This is a genomic window from Klebsiella sp. CN_Kp100, from assembly GCF_040065315.1.
Taxonomy (GTDB): Bacteria; Pseudomonadota; Gammaproteobacteria; order Enterobacterales; family Enterobacteriaceae; genus Klebsiella; species Klebsiella oxytoca.
Genome location: NZ_JBEAIJ010000058.1, coordinates 11,245 through 33,319, shown reverse-complemented (window position 1 = coordinate 33,319; position 22,075 = coordinate 11,245). Strand labels below are relative to the sequence as shown.

Sequence of the window (22,075 nt, the reverse complement as noted above, 5' to 3'; positions counted from 1 at the left end):
TCGCTCCTTACGCTTTCTCGATGTTGACCAGAAACGCCTTATACTCCGGCGTCTGCGAGTTGGAATCCCCGACGTTCGGCGTCAGGGTATTGGCGATGTAACCTTTGCGGGCCACTCCTTCAAAACCCCAGTGCAGCGGAATACCGACGGTTTCCACCTGCTGACCGTTGACGTTGAGCGTTTGCAGACGACGCGTCACCACCGCCACCGCGCGAATAAAGCCGCGCATGCTGCTGACCGTCACCCGATCGCCATTGGCGATCCCTTTCGCTTTCGCCAGGCCTTCGCTGATTTCGACAAACTGCTCCGGCTGCGCAATCGCATTGAGCCGCGCATGCTTGGTCCAGGTATGAAAATGCTCGGTCAGACGATAGGTGGTGCCGACGTACGGGAATTTGTCCTTCTTACCTAAACGCAGGGCATCTTCTTCATACAGACGTACCACCGGGCTGGAGACCACGCTCGGGTGCAGCGGATTGGTACCAAGCGGCGTTTCCATCGGTTCGTAGTGTTCCGGGAACGGACCTTCCGCCAGCTTATTCAGGGCAAACAGACGCCCCAGACCTTCCGGCTGCATAATAAACGGCCCGGTTTTGCTGCCCGGAGGCGCGGTATTGAAGTCCGGAATATCGTTGCCAACCCACTTGCTGCCGTTCCACTGGATCAGCATTCGCTTCGCATCCCACGGCTTGCCGTTCATATCCGCCGACGCGCGGTTGTACAGCACGCGCCGGTTGAGCGGCCACGCCCATGCCCAGCCGAGCGTATTGCCAAGACCTGACGGGTCGGCGTTATCGCGGTTAGCCATCTGATTGCCCTGCTCAGTCCAGCTGCCGGTATAGATCCAACAAGACGACGCGGTGGTACCGTCATCGCGCAGCAGCGCGAAGCTGTTCAACAGCTGGCCTTTCTTCGCCAGCGGCGCGCCGTTAGCGTCGTAGAGATCCGCCAGCGCGTAGCCGTTGTTCTCTTTCGCGACCTCTTCTGATTCCGGACGATCCGGCTGCTTGTAGTGCCACCCCATCTTCAGCAGCGGCTCGACGCCTCTGCCGCCCTCGGTGCGATACATCTCGCGCAGGCGGTGGTAAATCCCGGCCAGAATTTCGCCGTCGTTGCGCGCTTCGCCCGGCGCGTCCTGGCCCTTCCAGTGCCACTGTAGCCAGCGCCCGGAGTTGGCGATGGAACCATCCTCTTCGGCAAAGCAGGTGGACGGCAGGCGGAAGACCTCGGTCTGAATCGCTGCCGGGTCAACATCGTTCGACTCGCCGTGGTTTTGCCAGAAGGTCGAGGTTTCGGTCACCAGCGGGTCGATAACCACCATGTACTTCAGCTTGCTCAGGCTGCGGACCACCTTGTTTTTGTCCGGGAAGGACGCCACCGGATTGAATCCCTGGCAGATATAGCCCGTGACGTTGCCGTTATCCATCATATTGAAATACTTGATAACGTCATAAGCCTGGTCCCATTTCGGCAGCCAGTGGAAGCCCCAGTCGTTCTCTTTTTGCGCCGCGTCGCCGTAGAAAGATTTCATCAGGCTGACGAAGAACTTCGGGTAGTTGCTCCAGTAGTTCACCTGTTCGGGCAGCGTCGCCTTCGGCGTATTGGCAGCGAGATAGCTTTGCAGATCAACCTGCTGTTCCGACGGCAGCGTCAGGTAGCCCGGCAGGCTGGTCGAAAGCAGGCCTAAATCGGTTAACCCCTGGATATTGGAATGGCCGCGCAGCGCGTTGACCCCGCCTCCCGCCATCCCCATATTGCCGAGCAGCAGCTGAATCATCGCCATGGTGCGGATGTTCTGCGCGCCGACGGTATGCTGCGTCCAGCCCAGCGCATAGAGGAAAGTGGTGGTCCGGTCCGCCGCGCTGGTTGAGGCCAGCACTTCGCACACTTTCAGGAAGTCCGCTTTTGGCGTACCGCAGATGTTCTCCACCACCTCCGGCGTATAGCGCGAAACGTGCTGCTTCAGCAGGTTCCATACGCAGCGCGGATGCTGCAGCGTTTCATCGCGCATCGCGAAGCCATTTTCGTCGAACTGATAGTTCCACGAAGACTTATCGTACTGACGCTTTTCGGCATCGTAGCCGCTGAACAGGCCATCTTCGAAGGCAAAATCGTCGCGCACCAGCAGGTTGGCGTTGGTATAGTGTTTAACGTACTCGGCATTGATTTTGTTATTTTCGATCAGGTACAGCAGCACGCCCGACAGGAAGGTAATGTCGGTACCGGAACGGATCGGCGCATAAATATCGGCCACCGACGCCGTACGCGTAAAGCGCGGGTCAACGACAATCAGTGTCGCATCATTGTTGTTTTTTGCCTCCATCGCCCAGCGGAATCCCACCGGATGGGCTTCGGCGGCGTTACCGCCCATCACCACCACGACATTGGCGTTTTTAATATCAACCCAGTGGTTGGTCATCGCACCGCGACCAAATGTTGGAGCAAGACTTGCTACCGTTGGTCCGTGTCAGACGCGCGCCTGGTTATCTACCGCCAGCATGCCGAGCGAGCGCACAAATTTTTGCGTTAGCATGCCGGTCTCATTGCTGGCCGCCGACGCGCACAGCATCCCGGTGGACAGCCAGCGGTTAACCGTCACGCCCTGCTCGTTTTTCTCAATAAAGTTGGCATCACGGTCGGCTTTCATCAATTTAGCGATACGGGTAAATGCTTCATCCCAGGAGATGCGCTGCCATTTATCCGAACCCGGCGCGCGGTGTTGCGGATAGCGCAGACGGTTGTCGCTATGGACATAGTCCAGCAGCCCTGCGCCTTTCGGGCACAGCGCGCCGCGGCTCACCGGATGGTCCGGATCCCCTTCAATGTGATAAATCGCTTCTTTCGCGTTTTTCGCGCCGTCGCCCAGGCTATACATTAATAGCCCGCAGCCCACGGAGCAGTATGTGCAGGTGTTGCGGATCTCTTTGGCGCGCAGCAATTTGTAATTACGCGCCTGAGCCAGGGCCATTTTGGGCGCAAAACCCAATGCAGCGGCTGTTGTTCCGGCCATACCGCCTGCGCAGATTTTAAAAAACTTTCTGCGGCTGACGTCCATTGTTCCCCTCCATGCGGGATGTCTATTCATTGCGGGAGTGGAAATTAACAGCAATAACCCTGTTTTATTTGCGTCAAATCAATGTCCTGAACCCATGCCCCCTTAATAGTCAGCCGCGCCGAATTTCATTACTCCATTAGGATTAAGCGCTGTGGAAAATATCCCCCGAGGGCGAAAAAAAAGTGTTATAAAAGCCGACTGCGTTTGAACCAACATCAGGTTAAATATGGAGAAGAAAAAAGCCACGCTAATTGGATTCGCCGCCATCGTCCTCTGGAGCACCATGGTCGGGCTGATTCGTGGCGTAAGCGAAGGGCTTGGTCCGGTAGGCGGCGCGGCGATGATCTACAGCCTGAGCGGCCTTTTGCTCATCTTTACCGTCGGTTTTCCGCAAATACGTCAGATCCCCCGCCCTTATTTGCTGGCAGGCAGCGTGCTGTTTGTCAGTTATGAAATATGCCTCGCGCTGTCGGTCGGGCTAGCCGGAACCCGCCAGCAGGCGATTGAAGTGGGCATGGTCAATTATCTGTGGCCCAGCCTGACGATTTTATTTGCCATTGTCTTTAACAATCAAAAAAGCAGCTGGCTGGTTATCCCGGGGTTATTGCTGGCTTTATTCGGCGTCACCTGGGTATTAGGCGGTGAGCATGGCCTGAACATTGACGAAATTATCAGCAACGTGGTTTCCAGCCCGCTGAGCTATATTCTGGCGTTCGTCGGCGCATTTATCTGGGCGGCCTACTGCACGGTCACCGCTAAATATGCACAAGGCAAAAACGGCATCACTCTGTTTGTTCTGCTTACCGCCCTGACCCTGTGGCTAAAGTTTCTGTTCAGCGAACAGCCGCCCATGGTCTTTAGCTGGCCGGTAATAGTCAAACTGATCGCGCTGTCCATTGCCCTGGGCCTGGGCTATGCGGCGTGGAACGTCGGCATCCTGCACGGCAACGTCAGCCTGTTAGCCGCCGCCTCCTACTTTACGCCGGTGCTCTCCTCCGCGCTGGCGGCGGTACTGCTCAGCGCCGCGCTCTCGTGGTCGTTCTGGCAGGGCGCCGGCATGGTGTGCGCCGGCTCCCTGCTCTGCTGGCAGGCGACCCGGCGCTAACCGAGGTCGCCGCCGGCGACCGGCAGCGTCACGCCGGTGATGTAGCTGGCCTCATCGCTGGCGAGAAACAGGATGGCATTGGCCTGTTCCGCCAGCGTACCGTAGCGATGCATCAGGCTGCTCGCCACCGTCTGATCGACCACCTGCTGATACCACGTCTGCTCCTGCGCCGACGGCAGCTCCTCATTCCGCGGCGTCCGGCGCGCAGGCGCCTCGGTGCCCCCCGGCGCCACGGCGTTAATGCGGATCCCGTTTGCGCTATATTCCAGGGCTAGCGAACGGGTCAACGCATTAACGCCGCCTTTCGCTGCGGAATAAGGCACCCGGTTCACGCCCGCCGTTGCCACCGACGAAATATTAACGATACTGCCCTTGCCCTGCTTCAGCATCCACGGTAGCGCAGCCCGACAGCCCCACAGGGTCGGAAACAGCGAGCGGCGAATCTCCTTCTCTATCTGATCCGGCTGATATTCCGCAAACGGCCGCGCCCAGATGGTGCCGCCGACATTGTTAATCAATACATCCAGGTGGCCAAAATGGGCCACGCCGTTGGCGAATGCCCGCTCGGTACTTTCCCATTGTTCAAGATCGGCTTCCAGCGCCAGCGCCTGGCAACCGGCGGCGTTCAGCGCCGCCGCCAGTTCGTGAACATAGCGAGATCGGTCAATCAATAGCAGCCGCGCACCCTCACGCGCCGCTTGCTCTGCGGTCTGTCGGCCAATCCCCTGCGCGGCGCCGGTAATGGCCACGACTTTATGGTTAAATCGCATCGTTGCTCCTTATGCCGCCGCACTCTGGCTGGCGATGAATTTTTCATACCAGAACCCCGCCGGCGAAATGCCTCTCTCGCGCAGCGCCGTGGATACCGCATTGACCATCGGCGGTGGCCCGCACAGATAGATATCCACATCGCCATCGTTGAGTATTGCGTCATTAAGATGGTCGGTCACAAAACCGCGCTGCGGGCATTGGCTTTGCGCATCGGCAACCACCGGCAGCCAGCGATAAGCGGGAAGCTGGCCGGTAAATGCTTCAAGCGCATCAGTTTTCACCAGGTCTCTGTCGCGGGTCACACCATAGAGCAAGGTGACGGGCCGGGCGCTGCGTTGCATAGCCAGCGTTTGCAGTATCGAGAGCAGCGGCGCTAAGCCGGTGCCCCCCGCCAACAGCAACAGCGGACGCTCGCCGCTGCGCAGATAAAAGCTGCCCATCGGGCCGCTTAGCGTCAGACGATCGCCGGGACTGGCCCGCTGCGTCAGCCACTGACTCATCAAGCCGCCGGGCACGTTACGGATCAGAAAGCTCCCCTCACGCGAGCCCGGTAGAGAGCTAAACGAATAGGCGCGCACCTGCGGCGTGCCGGGAACCTGAATATTGATGTACTGACCCGCCAGGAAGTCCAGCGGCTCATCCAGCACGATCGCCAGCTCAATGGCGGTGTCAGACAGGAGATTGACCGCTTTCACCGTCGCCCCCAGGCTTGCCAGCGCGGTCTTGCACTGGGCTGCCGCCGCCGGTACATCAATGACGCAATCGCTGGATGGCACCATCTGACAGGTCAGCACCTGGCGCTCTGCGGCTTCGTCTTCGCTGAGCGCCTCTTCAAGATACTCATCGCCCAAACCATATTCGCCGCTGACGCAGCGGCACTTGCAGGTGCCGCAAACGCCGTCTGAACAATCCATCGGCAGATTAACCTGCTGACGATAGGCGGCATCGAGAACTTTCTCTCCGGCGTGACATTGAATAAAGCGGGTGATGCCGTCTTCAAAATTGAGAGCAATATTAAAGGTCATAAACGCCTCTTAAATGTGGTAAACGTCAATTACCTGACGGATGTAATCGTTATTCAGGCGCACGGTTTTACGGATAATCTGCGGTTTGCCGGCGTTCTCAATCAGCGTGCAGCAGGTAGAGCCAAACCAGGTATCCGTCTGCTGATAGCGATGGCAGTAGGTGACCCAGTTGTAGCGCACCTCCATCCCCTGTTCGGTTTCGCCAAGCAGCTCAACGTTGCCGATCATATGAGTGGTGCGCGGTTCCGGCGTGCTGGCCCCTGAGCGTTCCGTTTTGATGCGGTATACCCGGTCTTCGAGGCCATCGCGGCTCGGGTAGTAAATCAGCGAAATTTCGCGCTGAGGGTCGCGGGTAAGCTTGTCGTCATCCCCCCAGGCGGGCATCCAGTACACCACCTGTGGACTGTAGCAGTTCAGCCAATCATCCCACTGGCGATCGTCAAGCAGGCGGGCTTCGTAATAGAGAAACTGGCGAACCTGTTCGAGAGTCAGCATCAGACCACCTCCACGCGTTGCGTGATCGATTGCTCGTAGCGCTGCTGCTCTTTTTCCAGCGCCGCCAGCATCACGTTTTGCCAGTGATGATGGTGGGCGATATACAAAGCTTCATCTTCCGATTTCACCCCGCTTAGCTGCGGCCTGAAGCCCGCCTGAAGAGCGTGTTCGTCAGGGCCGTCGACCCAGTGCAGCGCCCCGCGGCTGAGGTCGCTCCATGCCAGATTCTCACCGAGATAGCCGCGCTGGCAGGCGCTGAACTCTTCCAGATCGTCAGGCGTTCCCATGCCGCTAACGTTGAAGAAATCCTCATACTGGCGAATACGCAGCGCCCGCGCCTGGTCAGATTCGCCCTTCGGCGCGAAGCACCAGATGGTGACTTCGGTTTTATCCACCGCGATGGGGCGTATCACGCGGATCTGCGTCGAAAACTGATCCATCAGATAGACGTTTGGATAGAGGCACAGGTTGCGCGTTTCGTTGACCATCTGCTCGGCGCGGGACTGGCCGAATTCCGCCTGCAGCCGTTCACGATGTTCGTAGACCGGCCGCACTTCCGGGTTCAGCACCCGGGTCCACAACAGCATATGTCCATTGTCAAAGCCGTAACCGCCGCCGACGCTTTTCGACCAGCCGTTTGCGTCTACCGCGTGCGTCCCTTCCGCTTCGTAGTTGCGGCGCGACATGGTGGAAGCGTAGTTCCAGTGGACCACGCTAACGTGATAGCCGTCAGCACCGTTTTCCGCCCCCAGCTTCCAGTTGCCTTCATAAACGTAGCTCGATGATCCGTTAAGCACCTCCAGCCCTTCCGGCGCCTGGTCAACGATCAGGTCGATAATTTTGCAGGTTTCGCCCAGGTACGCCTCCAGCGGCTGTACATCGGCATTCAGGCTGCCGAAAAGGAAGCCGCGATACGATTGAAACCTCGGCAGTTTCTTTAAATCGTGGGAGCCTTCATGCTTGAAAGTCTCCGGGTAACCGCCGGTACTTTCATCTTTGGCTTTTAAAAGCTTGCCGTTATTACTGAATGTCCAGCCGTGAAATGGACAGGTAAAGGAACTTTTATTACCGGTTTTACGGCGACACAGCATCGCCCCGCGGTGGGCGCAGCTGTTAATTAGCGCATGCAGTTCATTCTTTTTGTCGCGAGTTATTATTACCGGCTGGCGCCCAAGAGTCAGGGTGTAATAATCCCCAGGCTGCGCAATCTGGCTTTCATGAGCAAGGAACAACCAATTTCCTTCAAAAACATGCTTCATTTCAAAATCAAATAGCTGCGGATCGGTAAATATTGAGCGATGGCAGCGATAAATATGCTTTTCACGATCGACAATTAATGCATTGGTGATTTTATCTTTTAATGTGGTGAACATTTTTTGCATGAGTCGGCCCTCCTGCATAATTCAGGAATAGAAAACTGTGAGGTTGGGATTTCGCTTTATTCTCCGGCCACGACCTGGCCGGAGAAGAGAATTAACGCCGCGCGCTACTCCTGCGCGCGCAGGCGCGTACCGCGGTGTTCTTCATCGGCGTTAAGTGCTTTGCACAGGGTAAAATCAAAGCGCACTTCAGTATGTTCGCCTTCCAGCTCACGCTGCTGAATAAGCTCGCGGTCGCTGACTTTTACCGGATCGGCAATCAGGCCGTCGCGGGTGGCGAACGCGAAATCATCCCACAGGTATTTGTCGCCGTTGAGATTGATTTGGCTGGTCAAATGTTTATGACCCGGCGCGGAAACGAAGAAATGGATATGCGCCGGACGGTTACCGTGACGCCCCAACAGGTCAAGGAGTTTTTGCGTTGGCCCATCCGGCGGGCAACCGTAGCCGGATGGCATAATGCTGCGCACGCTATAGCAGCCATCGGCGCCGGTGCGAATGCGGCGGCGAAGATTATATTCACTCTGGCTTTGATCGAAGAAAGAGTAGTTCCCGAGGGTATTGGCATGCCAGATATCAACGATAGCGTTGGCTATCGGGTGGCCCTGGGTGTCGCGAACCTGGCCATAAAGCCACATCACCTCCCCCGCATCTTTACCATCATCCATGCGGGTATGCCCGTCTGCCAGCGGCGCATTCGCCACGTACAGCGGGCCTTCAATAGTACGAGGAGTGCCGGTTTCCCGCTGCGCTGCGGCATCAATAGCGTCCTGGCGCAGGTCGAGGAAGTGTTCAAGGCCGAGGCCCGCCGCCAGCAGTGCCGCTTCCTGGCGGCCGCCTAATTCATGCAGATAATTCACCGCATGCCAGAACTCTTCTTCAGTGACATTATAGTCATCAATCAGCGTGCAGATGTTTTCCAGCAGACGATGAACAATCGTTTTAAAACGTTCGTCGCCGCCGGTTGCATTTAAACCTGCACTTTCACGCAATAAATGTTGCACAGCATCTTGTTGTACGAATGCATTACTCATAATATTTCTCACTTATCGTTGTAGGATATTCGCCGAATAGTTTCGGCGCGAGGTTAGTTATTATTTTTATTAACGGTCGTCTTCGCGAATCGAGGAGGGATGACGACAGAGCGCCTCCACGCGAATTTGCATAAAGGGATATAACGGTAGAGCCATTAAAATTTGATGCAGCTCTTCAGCATCTTTTACATCGAAAATACTGACATTGGCGTAAAGTCCGGCGACGCGCCAGATATGTCGCCATTTACCTTCACGCTGAAGTTGTTGTGAATACTTTTTTTCTCGCTGCTTAATTTCCTCAATTTCGTCGGCAGGAAACCCCAGCGGAATATTCACGGTCATATCGACTTTAAATAGCATAAAAATCCTCCATTATCCTTTGCGGCTATAGAAGCGCAGTTTGTCTTCATCCAGTTCAGCGCCAAGACCCGGCGTTTGCGGTAGCGTCACTTCGCCTTCGGCGAACGTGAGCGGCACGCTGACAATATCGTCCTTCAGCAATAACGGGCCAAACATCTCGCTGCCCCACTGTAGGGGGAGCGTCGACCAGGCGTGCAGCGAGGCCAGGGTGCCAACGGTCCCCTCAAGCATCGTGCCGCCGTAAAGCCCAATTCCCGCCGCTTGCGCCACCTTCGCCAGCGCCAGCACGCTGTTTGGCCCGCCCGCTTTGGCAATCTTCAGCGCATAGGCCCCGCTGAATCCCTGCTGCGCCAGGCGATAGCCTTCGTAATGGGTCGCTACCGCTTCATCGGCCAGAATAGCCGTGCCGATGTGATGGCTGAGGCGCACCAGCGTAGTGTTATCCTGAGCGCTAACTGGCTGTTCAATCAAATCGACCCCCATCGTCGCCAGCTCGCGGCAGCCCTTTGCCGCGACGGTGGCTTCCCACGCCTGATTCACGTCGACGCGGATGCTGGCCCGATCGCCCAGGGCTTCAACAATCGCGCGGGTATGGCGCAGGTCAGTCGCCAGCTCGCGCGCGCCGATTTTTAGCTTAAAGGCCCGATGGCGACGCTCCGCGAGTAGCCTTTCCCCCTCGGCAATATCTTTCTCGGTGTCGCCGCTCGCCAGCGTCCAGAGAACCGGCAGCGAGGTCGTCAGCGCGCCGCCAAGCAGCGCGGAAACCGGCAGGCCAAGCGCCTTTCCCTGCGCGTCCAGCAGCGCGGTTTCGATCGCCGATTTGGCAAAGGTGTTGCCTTTAACCGCGCCGTTCATTCGCGCGGTCAGGGAATTGAGATTATCGGCAGGCTGGCCCTTCAGCAGCGGCATCAGGTAATGGTTAATTGCCGAAACGATAGCTTCCGGGCTCTCCACGCCGTAGCTCAATCCACCGATGGTGGTGGCTTCGCCAATACCGCAAATCCCGTCCGAACGGGTGATGCGGACGATCGCCAGCGTCTGACAGCCCATCGTGGTCATGGAGAGTTTGTGCGGTCGAATGGTCGGGATATCTACCAGCCAGCTTTCAATACGTTCAATGGTCGCGGTCATCTTTTTTTCCTGGTGATGAAATACATAACTTTTCATCCCCCTGTTCATAACGTGGGGTAACGATTCTGTTGACAATAGGTCTGTACGGTCGGGACGGTCAACGGCGATAATCGAAATGTTGTGCGATTATCGACGCGGTTGTTAAATTGGGGTTAATAATGTGATCGACATGGTAAAAACAGCACAAGGAATCGCCGCGTTTTTCACCCGCGATATAGTGATGCCCCATGAACCTTTATCTTCAGTAAAAGAGGGGTGTATGAGCGAAAAAAAACCAGATACTCTCAGCGTCCGCCAGTCTGAACACGACCCTAACTTTATGCTGTCCCTGGCGCGCGGGCTGGAAGTCCTTAACGCGTTTACCCCACAGCGGCAGCGCCTGACCATTTCCCAGCTTAGCCAAAAAACGCAGATCTCCCGCGCGGCTGTGCGCCGCTGCCTCTATACCCTCGCCGCGCTGGGTATGGTGCATAGCCCGGATGGCCGCAGCTATGAGCTACTCCCCCGCGTGCTGGCGGTGGGTCACGCTTACCTGGCCGGAACGCCGCTGGCGAAAGTCGCGCAGAGCGCCCTGGATAATCTGGGTAAAAACCTCGGAGAATCCTGCTCCGCCGCCACGCTGGACGGCGATAACGTCCTGTATATTGCCAGAGCAGCGGTGAATAACCTGCTCAGCGTAGATATCGGCCGCGGTAGCCGTCTGCCTGCGTGGGCCACGTCGATGGGACGCGTGCTGCTTAGCGCGTTGCCGGAAGAACAGCTTGAAGTGACATTGTCACGGGCCAGCTTGATCCGCTATACCCCGTATACGCTATGCGATCTGCCGGGTTTACGGCAGGAAATCGCCAGAGTGCGTATGCAGGGCTACGCGCTCGCTGACCGGCAAATTGAGGTGGGATTATGTTCGCTGGCGGTACCACTGCTTTCCCGCAGCGGTCAGGTGGTGGCGGCGCTTAACGTTGGCGTTCCGGCAGGCTATACCAACGCCGCCACGCTGAAGGAGAAAGCCCTCGCCCCGCTACGGCGGGCGGCGATGGCGCTTTCTCTTCAGCTGTAAGGGTTAATTCAGCTCCGGCGCCCTGGCCAGACTGCGCCAGATACCAGCCGCCAGCAGCAGAAGCAGGACACCGGCCGTCGCCAGCACGATACTGTGCGAATGAATAAACGCTGCCTTCGCCGCTTCGAGCAGGTTTTGCGCTGGAATAGCCGGCATCGACTGCGCCAGCTTAATCGCCTCGCTGATGGAGGAGGACGCCTGCTCCGCCGCTGCGCCGTCAACGCCCGACGGCAAAACAATCGATGAGGTGTAGCTGCGGGTCAATATCAGACCGAACAGGGCGATGCCCAGACCAGCCCCCAGCTCGTAGGCCATAGTTTCGATGGCTCCCGCCGCCGCCGCTTTCTCCTTCGGCGCTGCGGCCATAATGGCAGAGCTGGAAGCCAGCAGTGCGCTGGCGACGCTAAAGCCCAGCAGCGTCATCAGTCCCCAGGCCAACCACTGCTGGGTGCTGAAATCGGTCATCGACAGGCCGAGGAAGCTCAGCGCGCTGAGCAGCATTCCCCCGGTTGCCACCTCGCGCAGCCCCAGGCGCGAAACCAACATGCCGGCAATCGGCCCGCTAAAACCGCTGGCCACCATCACCGGCAGCATAAACAGCCCGGCCTCAAATGGCGTTTTGCTATGCACGAACTGCAGCTCCTGCGCCATCAGAAGTTCAAAGCCCACCAGCGTGATCAGCGCCGTCATCGCCATCATCACACCGCTTAAAATAATGCGATGGGTAAACAGTCGCATATCGACCATGGGCCGCGTCGCCATAAGCTGCTTGCGCACGAACCAGAACAACATACCGGCGCCAGCAACCGCCACCAGCCCGGTTAACCACAGCGCCATTTGCCCTTTAAGCGCCGTTTTAGCGCTGAATACCAGCATCAATATGGCGGCGATCAGGATTAGCGCCTGAAATAGATTCAGCGGCTGTTCCCGTCGTGAGGGCTGACGCGGCACCACTTTGGCGTTAATCGCTATCACCAGCAGCACGATCGGCACGTTGATCAGGAAAACCGAACCCCAGTAAAAATGTTCCAGCAGCATGCCGCCGATCAGTGGGCCAAAGGCCGCCCCGCCGGAACCCACCGCCGCCCACAGGCCAAGGGCCATATTACGCTGTTGCGCCAGCGCAAAAGTGCTGCGAATACCGGCGAGCGTCGCCGGGACGATCATCGCTGCCCCTACCGCCAGTAGCGCGCGGGACGCAATCAGCGTTTCGGCCGTCGGCGAAAACGCCGCCGCCAGCGAGGCGGCGCCAAAAATAGCGCTGCCGAGCAGTAGCAGGCGTTTAAAGCCTATTTTATCGCCCAGCGCGCCCATCGGCAGCACCATGCCGGCCATCACCAACGAGTAAATATCAATAATCCACAATAGCTCATTGCCGCTGGTCCCCAGCGCTACGCTAAGCGTTGGCGCGGCCACGTGCAGAACGGTGGCATCAATCGCCACCGGAATATAAACCAGCAAAATCGCCATCAGCGTCAACCATTGCCGAGACATACTACCTTTCCTCAAAGTTGAAAATTGGACAAGTGTCCAGGATGGCGATCCTGCCCCAATGTTGAACGAGTGTCCAACTTTTTGTTACTATCGGCCAAAAACGGGGGTCACCAGGCGTTATGAGCTACTTAAATCGCGATGCGCGACGGGAAGTTATTGTACTGGCAGCCATGCGCGTCGCGCTTAGAGGCGGATTCAGCGCCATGACCGTGCGCCAGATTGCCGCCGAAGCCGGCGTCTCCGCCGGTCAACTGCACCACCATTTCACTTCAGCAGGCGAGCTGAAAGCCCATACCTTTGTACGCCTTATCCGTGAAATGCTGGACATGCCGCTGGTCGCTGACGACGCCACGTGGCGGGAACGCCTGTTTTCCATGGTGGGCAGCGACGACGGCAAGCTTGAGCCCTATATTCGTTTATGGCGCGAAGCGCAGCTGCTGGCCGACAGCGATAGCGATATCAAAGGCGCATATCTGCTGACGATGAGTATGTGGCATGAAGAGACGCTGAAAATTATTCAGCGCGGAACCGAAGCGGGCGAGTTTACGCCAAAAGACCATGCGGAAAGTATTGCCTGGCGGCTCATTGCGCTGGTATGTGGCCTGGATGGTATTTACGCGCTGGGTATGGAGGAAATAGATGACGCCACCTTTAACCGGCATATCAATTATTTTATTTCGATGGAACTGTTCTGACTCAGGTTACACTTTGTAACAAATAATCCCCCTCTATTCTCCGCGCGTCGACTGCCGACGCGCTTTTCTTATCTATTCTTCATTCATTACAACTAACACATCGTTCGGCCCCTTCTTTCATTCTTTTATATTAATTGACTGTTTTACATCTTTATTCTTTTTGACTGGTAAATGTTCATTCGAGGGCAATATGCTGAGCAAAAATGAGAAAAAGAATCATTATCTTTTAATCGAGTGGAAAGCTGAAAACGCGGCATTCTGGGAAAATAAGGGAAAGAAAATAGCCCGCAGAAATCTTTGCATTTCCGTAGCTTGTCTGCTACTCGCCTTTTGCGTCTGGATGTTATTTAGCGCCGTCGCGGTCAACCTCAATAAAATCGGTTTTAATTTCACTACCGATCAACTCTTTTTATTAACCGCTCTGCCTTCGCTTTCCGGCGCGATATTACGCGTACCCTACTCCTTTATGGTACCCATATTTGGCGGGCGCTACTGGACGGTATTAAGTACGATTATTCTGGTGGTTCCCTGCATCTGGCTGGGAATTGCCGTGCAAAATACCGCTACCCCGTTTTGGGTATTTATCATTATTGCCTTACTGTGCGGTTTTGCCGGAGCGAACTTTGCTTCGAGCATGGGAAATATCAGTTTTTTCTTCCCCAAAGCCAAACAGGGTAGCGCACTGGGGATTAACGGTGGGCTCGGCAACCTCGGCGTCAGCGTGATGCAGATGATCGCGCCGGCGGTGATTTTTCTGCCCATCTTTGCTTTTCTCGGTGTTCATGGGGTGCCTCAGGAGGATGGATCTCTTCTCGCGCTTAGCAACGCCGCGCTCGTCTGGGTACCGCTGCTGGCGATCGCCACCTTCGCAGCCTGGGTGGGAATGAACGATATCGCCAGCTCGAAGGCCTCCATTCGCGAGCAGCTGCCGGTACTGAAGCGCCCGCATATGTGGCTGTTAAGCCTGCTCTACCTTGCCACCTTTGGCTCGTTTATCGGCTTCTCCGCTGGTTTTGCCATGCTGGCGAAAACGCAGTTCCCCGACGTGAATATTCTGAAGCTGGCTTTCTTCGGGCCGTTTATCGGCGCGCTGGCGCGGTCATTTGGCGGCATTATTTCCGACCGTCTCGGCGGCGTGCGGGTCACGTTGATCAATTTTATCTTAATGGCGCTGTTCACCGGCCTGCTGTTCCTCACCCTGCCCGGCACCGGCTCCGGCAGCTTTCTCGCCTTTTACGTGGTGTTTATGGGACTGTTCCTTACCGCCGGTCTCGGCAGCGGTTCCACCTTCCAGATGATCGCCGTGATCTTCCGCCAGATAACTATCGACAGCGTGAAGAAGCGCGGCGGCAGCGATGAACAGGCTCAGCACGAAGCGGTGACCGACACCGCGGCGGCGCTCGGTTTTATCTCCGCAATCGGCGCCATTGGCGGCTTCTTTATCCCTAAAGCCTTCGGCACCTCGCTGGCGCTGACCGGCTCACCTGTCGGGGCAATGAAGGTCTTCTTTGTTTTCTACGTGGTTTGTGTGCTGGTGACCTGGCTGGTCTACGGCCGTCATAAACCGGTAAAAAAATAACGACATCTTTGCCGGATGGCGGCTGAAGCCTTATCTGGCCTACAGGATAGTGCGGTCTTGTAAGGCCGGACATTATTGGAGCAGGAGAAATGTCATGAGTAAACTACTGGATCGCTTTCGCTACTTTAAACAAAAAGGCGAGAGCTTTGCCAACGGTCACGGCCAGGTATACAACACCAACCGCGACTGGGAAGACAGCTATCGGCAGCGCTGGCAGTTCGACAAAATCGTCCGCTCAACCCACGGCGTGAACTGTACGGGCTCATGCAGCTGGAAGATTTACGTCAAAAACGGTCTGGTCACCTGGGAAACCCAGCAAACAGACTACCCGCGAACCCGCCCGGATCTGCCCAACCACGAACCCCGCGGCTGCCCGCGCGGCGCGAGCTACTCCTGGTACCTTTACAGCGCCAACCGTCTGAAGTATCCGCTGGTGCGCAAGCGGCTGATTGCGCTGTGGCGCGAAGCGCTGGCTCAGCACGCCGATCCGGTGCAGGCGTGGGATAGCATTATGCAGGACCCGGTTAAAACCCTCAGCTACAAACAGGTACGCGGCAAAGGCGGGTTTATCCGCTCAAGCTGGAAAGAGCTGAATCAGCTGATTGCCGCCGCCAACGTCTGGACCATCAAAAACTACGGGCCGGACCGGGTGGCGGGCTTTTCGCCGATCCCGGCGATGTCGATGGTCTCTTACGCCGCGGGTACCCGCTATCTGTCGCTGCTTGGCGGCACCTGTCTGAGTTTTTACGACTGGTACTGCGACCTTCCCCCCGCCTCGCCGATGACCTGGGGTGAGCAAACCGATGTCCCTGAATCCGCCGACTGGTATAACTCAAGCTATATCATCGCCTGGGGCTCAAACGTCCCACAGACCCGAACGCCGGACGCCCACTTTTTTACCGAAGTGCGCTATAAGGGCACCAAAACCATCGCGATTACTCCGGATTTTTCGGAAGTTGCCAAACTCAGCGATCAGTGGCTGGCGCCGAAACAGGGCACCGACAGCGCGCTGGCGATGGCAATGGGCCATGTGATCCTCAAAACGTTTCACCTTGATAATCCCAGCGACTATTTCCTCAACTACTGTCGCACCTATACCGATATGCCGATGCTGGTGATGCTTGAGCGCCGCGAGGAGGGTTTCTACGTTCCCGGCAGGATGGTCCGCGCCGCCGATCTGGTCGACGATTTGGGCGAAAGCAACAACCCGGAGTGGAAAACCGTCGCGTACAACAGCGCAGGTGAACTGGTGGCGCCCAACGGTTCGATTGGCTTCCGCTGGGGAGAGAAAGGCAAGTGGAACCTCGAACAGCAGGCCGCCGGGCAAACCATTGAACTCAAACTATCGCTGCTGGATAGCCGTGACGACGTGGTGACGGTGGGCTTTCCCTACTTCGGCGGCAACGAAAACCCGCACTTTCGCAGCGTTAAGCAGGATCCGGTCACCCTGCACCAGCTACCGGTTAAACACCTCCCGCTGGCCAATGGCGAAACGGGACTGGTGGTCAGTGTTTATGATCTCATCCTCGCTAACTACGGGCTCGATCGCGGTTTAGACGACCCCAGCGCCGCCAGGGACTTTGGCGAAATGAAAGCCTATACCCCGGCGTGGGCCGAACAGATCACCGGCGTCCCGCGCCAGCACATCGAGCAGATCGCCCGCGAGTTCGCCGATACCGCGCATAAAACCCACGGACGATCGATGATTATTCTCGGCGCCGGCGTCAACCACTGGTACCACATGGATATGAACTACCGTGGGATGATCAATATGCTGGTGTTCTGCGGCTGCGTCGGCCAGAGCGGCGGCGGCTGGTCGCACTATGTCGGCCAGGAGAAACTGCGTCCGCAAACCGGCTGGCTGCCGCTGGCGTTCGCGCTGGACTGGAATCGCCCGCCGCGCCAGATGAACAGCACCTCCTTTTTTTACAATCACGCCAGCCAGTGGCGCTATGAAAAGCTGACCGCCCGGGAGCTGCTGTCGCCGCTGGCCGACGCCAGCCAATTCAGCGGCCATCTGATCGATTTTAACGTTCGCGCCGAGCGCATGGGCTGGCTGCCTTCCGCGCCGCAGCTGGGGGTTAACCCACTGACCATCAAGGCGCAGGCCGCCGCAGCCGGACTGACCCCCGCCGACTACACCGCCCGGGCGCTGAAGTCCGGCGAGATCCGCTTCGCCTGCGAACAGCCGGATAACGGCAAAAACCATCCGCGTAATCTGTTTATCTGGCGCTCAAACCTGCTGGGCTCTTCCGGCAAGGGCCATGAGTATATGCTCAAATACCTGCTGGGGACCGACAGCGGTATTCAGGGCGAAGAGCTGGGGGCTACCGATGAGGTGAAGCCGGAAGAGGTGGAGTGGCAAACCGCGGCCATTGAGGGCAAACTCGACCTGCTGGTGACGCTCGACTTTCGCATGTCCAGCACCTGTCTGTTCTCCGATATCGTTCTGCCAACCGCCACCTGGTACGAAAAAGACGATATGAACACCTCGGATATGCATCCCTTTATTCACCCGCTCTCCGCCGCCGTTGACCCGGCGTGGGAGGCGAAAAGCGACTGGGAAATTTACAAAGATATCGCCAGAACCTTCTCTGAAGTCTGCGTCGGCCACCTCGATAAAGAGACCGACGTGGTGCTGGTGCCGCTGCAGCATGACTCCCCGGCGGAACTCTCTCAGCCCTTTGACGTGCTGGACTGGCGGAAAGGCGAATGCGAGCTGACGCCGGGTAAAACCGCGCCGTCGATTGCCGTGGTTGAGCGCGATTATCCGGCGACCTATGAGCGCTTTACCTCCCTCGGCCCGCTGCTCGACAAACTCGGCAACGGCGGTAAAGGCATCACCTGGAACACCCAGAACGAGGTCGATTTCCTCGGCAAGCTCAACTACGTCAAGCTGGATGGCCCGGCTAAAGGCCGCCCGCGCATCGACACCGCCATCGACGCCTCGGAAGTGATCCTCGCCCTCGCCCCGGAAACCAATGGCCAAGTGGCGGTCAAAGCCTGGCAAGCGCTCGGCGAATTTACCGGCCGCGAGCACACACACCTGGCGCTGAATAAAGAGGATGAAAAAATCCGCTTCCGCGACATTCAGGCCCAGCCGCGCAAAATTATCTCCAGCCCGACCTGGTCCGGCCTCGAGAGCGAGCATGTGTCGTACAACGCCGGCTATACCAACGTCCACGAGCTGATCCCTTGGCGCACCCTTTCCGGCCGCCAGCAGCTCTATCAGGATCACCCCTGGATGCGCGCCTTTGGCGAAAGCCTGGTGGTCTATCGTCCGCCCATTGACACCCGCAGCGTCAGCCAGATGAAAGCGATTCCGCCTAACGGCTTTCCTGAAAAAGCGCTCAACTTTCTGACGCCGCACCAGAAATGGGGCATTCACTCCACCTACAGCGAAAACCTGCTGATGCTAACCCTGTCGCGCGGCGGGCCGATCGTGTGGATCAGCGAAACCGATGCTCGCGAACTGGGGATTGAAGATAACGACTGGATCGAGGCCTTTAACGCCAACGGCGCGCTCACCGCTCGCGCGGTGGTCAGCCAGCGCGTACCGCCGGGGATGACCATGATGTACCACGCGCAGGAGCGTCTGATGAATATTCCGGGCTCGGAAGTCACCGGACGGCGCGGCGGGATCCATAACTCGGTGACCCGCGTATGCCCGAAACCGACCCATATGATTGGCGGCTACGCCCAGCTGGCTTACGGTTTCAACTATTACGGAACCGTCGGCTCCAATCGCGATGAGTTCATCATGATCCGCAAAATGAAAAATATTGACTGGCTGGATGACGAAGGTCGCGACGGGATACAGGAGGCGAAAAAATGAAAATACGCTCACAGGTCGGCATGGTTCTCAATCTTGATAAATGCATCGGCTGCCACACCTGTTCCGTCACCTGTAAAAACGTCTGGACCGGACGTGAAGGAATGGAATACGCCTGGTTTAACAACGTCGAAACCAAACCGGGCATCGGTTATCCAAAAAACTGGGAAGACCAGGAGGTGTGGGAAGGCGGCTGGGTGCGCGACGTTAATGGTAAAATACGCCCACGTCTGGGCGGCAAAATGGGCGTCATCACCAAAATCTTCGCCAATCCGGTGATACCGCAAATCGACGATTATTATGAGCCTTTTACCTTTGATTATCAGCACCTGCACAACGCGCCGGAGGGGAAACATTTGCCCACCGCCCGTCCGCGCTCGCTTATCGACGGTAAGCGGATGGATAAAATCATCTGGGGGCCCAACTGGGAAGAGCTGCTCGGCGGCGAGTTTGAAAAGCGCGCCCGCGACCGTAACTTCGACAAGATTCAGAAGGAGATGTACGGCCAGTTTGAAAACACCTTCATGATGTATCTGCCGCGCCTGTGCGAGCACTGCCTGAATCCGAGCTGCGTCGCCACCTGCCCGAGCGGCGCCATCTACAAGCGTGAAGAAGACGGCATCGTGCTGATCGACCAGGATAAATGCCGCGGCTGGCGTCTGTGCATCAGCGGCTGCCCGTACAAAAAAATCTACTTCAACTGGAAAAGCGGTAAATCGGAAAAATGCATCTTCTGCTACCCGCGTATCGAATCCGGCCAGCCCACCGTCTGTTCGGAAACCTGCGTGGGGCGTATCCGCTATCTCGGCGTGTTGTTGTACGACGCCGATCGCATTGAAGAGGCCGCCAGCACCGAGCGCGAAACCGATCTCTATGAGCGGCAGTGTGAGGTGTTCCTCAATCCCCACGACCCGGCGGTGATTGAAGAAGCGCTGAAACAGGGAATTCCACAAAACGTGATTGATGCCGCCCAGCGCTCGCCGGTGTACAAAATGGCGATGGACTGGAAGCTGGCGCTGCCGCTGCATCCGGAATACCGCACCCTGCCAATGGTCTGGTACGTGCCGCCGCTGTCGCCGATTCAGTCCTACGCCGACGCCGGCGGCCTGCCGAAAAGCGACGGCGTGCTTCCGGCCATCGAAAGCCTGCGTATTCCGGTACAGTATCTCGCCAATATGCTCAGCGCGGGCGATACCGGCCCGGTGCTGCGCGCGCTGAAGCGCATGATGGCGATGCGTCATTACATGCGCTCGCAAACGGTGGAAGGCGTCACGGATACCCGCGCCATCGAGGAAGTGGGCTTAAGCGTTGAACAGGTCGAGGAGATGTACCGCTATCTGGCGATCGCCAACTATGAAGACCGTTTCGTGATCCCGACCAGCCACCGCGAAATGGCGCGCGACGCTTTCCCCGAGCGCAACGGCTGCGGCTTTACCTTTGGCGACGGCTGCCACGGCTCCGACACCAAATTCAACCTGTTCAACAGTAGCCGTATCGATGCCATCAACATTACCGAAGTACGCGATAAAGCGGAGGGGGAATAATGCAAATCCTCAAAGCGATCGGCCTGCTGATGGAGTACCCGGATGAGTTTCTTTGGCAGTGCAAGGAGGAGATGCTGGCCATGGTGCGGCACGACGCCCCCATGCTCAACGACTTCGCCGCTGAGATGCTGAATGCCCCGCTGCTGGACAAGCAGGCCGAATGGTGCGAAGTGTTCGACCGGGGCCGCGCCACGTCGCTGCTGCTGTTTGAACACGTTCACGCCGAGTCCCGCGATCGCGGCCAGGCAATGGTCGATCTGCTCGCTCAGTATGAAAAAGCGGGTCTACAGCTCGACTGTCGCGAACTTCCAGATCATCTGCCGCTGTATCTGGAATACCTCAGCATCCTGCCGGAAAACGAAGCGCGTGAGGGGCTGCAAAACGTCGCGCCGATTCTGGCGCTGCTGGGCGGGCGGCTCAAGCAGCGCGAGGTAGCGTGGTACCCGCTGTTTGACGCCCTGCTGAGCCTCGCCGGGAGCCCCCTCTCAAGTGACAGTGTCACGCAGCAGGTCAACAACGAGTCCCGTGATGATACCCGGCAGGCGCTGGATGCGGTCTGGGAAGAAGAACAGGTGAAATTTATCGAAGATAACGCCACAACCTGTGACAGCTCACCGTTACAGCAATATCAACGACGCTTTAGCCAGGACGTGGCGCCGCAGTACGTCGACGTCAGCGCGGGAGGCCCGAAATGATACAGTACCTGAACGTCTTTTTTTACGACATCTACCCCTACATCTGCGCGACGGTCTTTTTTCTCGGCAGCTGGCTGCGCTATGACTACGGTCAGTACACCTGGCGCGCCTCCTCCAGCCAGATGCTCGATAAACGCGGGATGGTGATCTGGTCGAATCTTTTTCATATCGGCATACTCGGCATTTTCTTTGGCCATCTGTTCGGCATGTTAACGCCGCACTGGGTGTATGCCTGGTTTTTACCGATTGCGGTCAAGCAGCAGATGGCGATGGTGCTCGGCGGCGTCTGCGGCGTCCTGACGCTGATCGGCGGCGCCGGTTTGCTCTGGCGTCGTTTGACCAACCAGCGCGTTCGCGCGACCTCGACCACCCCGGATATCATCATCATGAGCATTCTGTTGATTCAGTGCCTGCTCGGGCTGAGCACGATTCCTTTTTCGGCGCAGTATCCTGACGGCAGTGAAATGATGAAGCTGGTCGGCTGGGCGCAAGGCATCGTGACCTTCCGCGGCGGCTCGTCTGAAATGCTCAGCGGTGTCGCCTTTGTTTTCCGCGTACATCTGGTACTGGGAATGACGATTTTCCTGCTGTTCCCGTTCACCCGTCTGGTTCACGTCTGGAGCGCGCCGTTTGAATATTTCACCCGCCGCTACCAGGTGGTACGTTCAAGACGCTGAGCAAAATCTGCAATCATCCCGGGTCGCGGCGTAAACGCCTCACCCGGGATACATCAACGCAGATGGCTGTGAACCCATAGCCCGGCTAAGCGTAGCGCAAGCCGGGTAACATCCACGTTTGACAGCCACCCCTTATCCAGCCAACGG

The 22,075-nt window shown here is 57.4% G+C and carries 17 protein-coding genes; 8 read left to right on the top strand and 9 right to left on the bottom strand.

Translation table 11 applies throughout. The features are described from left to right. Nucleotides 1-7 precede the first annotated feature (7 nt). Complete coding sequence (fdnG, locus tag ABLV12_RS24730) at nucleotides 8-3,055, bottom strand: formate dehydrogenase-N subunit alpha (protein ID WP_348867421.1); 3,048 nt, start codon at nucleotides 3,053-3,055, stop codon at nucleotides 8-10. Nucleotides 3,056-3,281: 226 nt separating this feature from the next. On the opposite strand from fdnG, the gene yddG reads away from it, so the two are divergent. After that, complete coding sequence (gene yddG, locus ABLV12_RS24725) at nucleotides 3,282-4,160, top strand: aromatic amino acid DMT transporter YddG (protein WP_004101917.1); 879 nt, start codon at nucleotides 3,282-3,284, stop codon at nucleotides 4,158-4,160. Here yddG and benD read toward each other — a convergent pair. The 7 genes from benD to ABLV12_RS24690 form a co-directional block, all read right to left on the bottom strand. Beyond that, entirely contained in the window at nucleotides 4,157-4,930 is a 774-nt protein-coding gene (gene benD / locus ABLV12_RS24720; RefSeq protein ID WP_004101916.1) for a benzoate diol dehydrogenase BenD, read from the bottom strand. The two genes, yddG and benD, sit on opposite strands and share 4 nt — an antisense overlap. 9 nt (nucleotides 4,931-4,939) lie before the next feature. Then, the gene (benC, locus tag ABLV12_RS24715) at nucleotides 4,940-5,956 is read right to left on the bottom strand and encodes a benzoate 1,2-dioxygenase electron transfer component BenC (RefSeq protein WP_004112867.1); all 1,017 of its coding nucleotides are present in this window, start codon (nucleotides 5,954-5,956) and stop codon (nucleotides 4,940-4,942) included. Nucleotides 5,957-5,965: 9 nt separating this feature from the next. Further along, nucleotides 5,966-6,451: a benzoate 1,2-dioxygenase small subunit gene (gene benB, locus ABLV12_RS24710; RefSeq protein WP_004112864.1), complete on the bottom strand. Its 486-nt coding sequence runs from the start codon at nucleotides 6,449-6,451 to the stop codon at nucleotides 5,966-5,968. After that, on the bottom strand, nucleotides 6,451-7,833 hold the full coding sequence (locus ABLV12_RS24705; RefSeq protein ID WP_004101913.1) for a Rieske 2Fe-2S domain-containing protein: 1,383 nt from the start codon (nucleotides 7,831-7,833) through the stop codon (nucleotides 6,451-6,453). The genes benB and ABLV12_RS24705 overlap by 1 nt, the downstream gene beginning before the upstream one ends. Before the next feature lie 104 nt (nucleotides 7,834-7,937). Further along, nucleotides 7,938-8,864, bottom strand: coding sequence for a catechol 1,2-dioxygenase (gene catA, locus ABLV12_RS24700; protein ID WP_004101912.1), 927 nt, complete (start codon nucleotides 8,862-8,864; stop codon nucleotides 7,938-7,940). A gap of 69 nt (nucleotides 8,865-8,933) precedes the next feature. Beyond that, a complete protein-coding gene (catC, locus tag ABLV12_RS24695) occupies nucleotides 8,934-9,224 on the bottom strand; it encodes a muconolactone Delta-isomerase (RefSeq protein WP_004101911.1) in 291 nt (96 codons plus the stop codon). Between the two features lie 12 nt (nucleotides 9,225-9,236). Continuing rightward, nucleotides 9,237-10,403 carry a muconate cycloisomerase family protein gene (locus tag ABLV12_RS24690; protein ID WP_160886867.1) on the bottom strand — a complete coding sequence of 389 codons (1,167 nt, stop codon included), beginning with the start codon at nucleotides 10,401-10,403 and terminating at the stop codon, nucleotides 9,237-9,239. Nucleotides 10,404-10,524: 121 nt separating this feature from the next. Between ABLV12_RS24690 and ABLV12_RS24685 the strand changes: the two genes are divergently transcribed. Beyond that, nucleotides 10,525-11,412, top strand: coding sequence for an IclR family transcriptional regulator C-terminal domain-containing protein (locus ABLV12_RS24685; RefSeq protein ID WP_160886868.1), 888 nt, complete (start codon nucleotides 10,525-10,527; stop codon nucleotides 11,410-11,412). Between the two features lie 3 nt (nucleotides 11,413-11,415). Here ABLV12_RS24685 and ABLV12_RS24680 read toward each other — a convergent pair whose 3' ends face one another. Continuing rightward, nucleotides 11,416-12,906 carry an MFS transporter gene (locus tag ABLV12_RS24680; RefSeq protein WP_064396053.1) on the bottom strand — a complete coding sequence of 497 codons (1,491 nt, stop codon included), beginning with the start codon at nucleotides 12,904-12,906 and terminating at the stop codon, nucleotides 11,416-11,418. 119 nt (nucleotides 12,907-13,025) lie between these two features. Here ABLV12_RS24680 and ABLV12_RS24675 point away from each other — a divergent pair, with 119 nt between their 5' ends. The 6 genes from ABLV12_RS24675 (at nucleotide 13,026) to narI (ending at nucleotide 21,928) form a co-directional block, all read left to right on the top strand. Next, nucleotides 13,026-13,601, top strand: a complete 576-nt coding sequence (locus tag ABLV12_RS24675) for a TetR family transcriptional regulator (protein WP_004101906.1) — start codon at nucleotides 13,026-13,028, stop codon at nucleotides 13,599-13,601. A gap of 190 nt (nucleotides 13,602-13,791) precedes the next feature. Next, entirely contained in the window at nucleotides 13,792-15,180 is a 1,389-nt protein-coding gene (locus tag ABLV12_RS24670) for a NarK family nitrate/nitrite MFS transporter (protein ID WP_348867420.1), read from the top strand. Nucleotides 15,181-15,274: 94 nt separating this feature from the next. Beyond that, entirely contained in the window at nucleotides 15,275-19,015 is a 3,741-nt protein-coding gene (locus ABLV12_RS24665; RefSeq protein ID WP_233678551.1) for a nitrate reductase subunit alpha, read from the top strand. Further along, a complete protein-coding gene (gene narH / locus ABLV12_RS24660) occupies nucleotides 19,012-20,556 on the top strand; it encodes a nitrate reductase subunit beta (protein ID WP_004101903.1) in 1,545 nt (514 codons plus the stop codon). Before ABLV12_RS24665 ends, narH begins: the two co-directional genes overlap by 4 nt. Beyond that, a complete protein-coding gene (gene narW, locus ABLV12_RS24655) occupies nucleotides 20,556-21,251 on the top strand; it encodes a nitrate reductase molybdenum cofactor assembly chaperone (protein ID WP_348867419.1) in 696 nt (231 codons plus the stop codon). Before narH ends, narW begins: the two co-directional genes overlap by 1 nt. Next, complete coding sequence (gene narI / locus ABLV12_RS24650; RefSeq protein WP_017145935.1) at nucleotides 21,248-21,928, top strand: respiratory nitrate reductase subunit gamma; 681 nt, start codon at nucleotides 21,248-21,250, stop codon at nucleotides 21,926-21,928. The genes narW and narI overlap by 4 nt, the downstream gene beginning before the upstream one ends. Nucleotides 21,929-22,075: the final 147 nt, after the last annotated feature.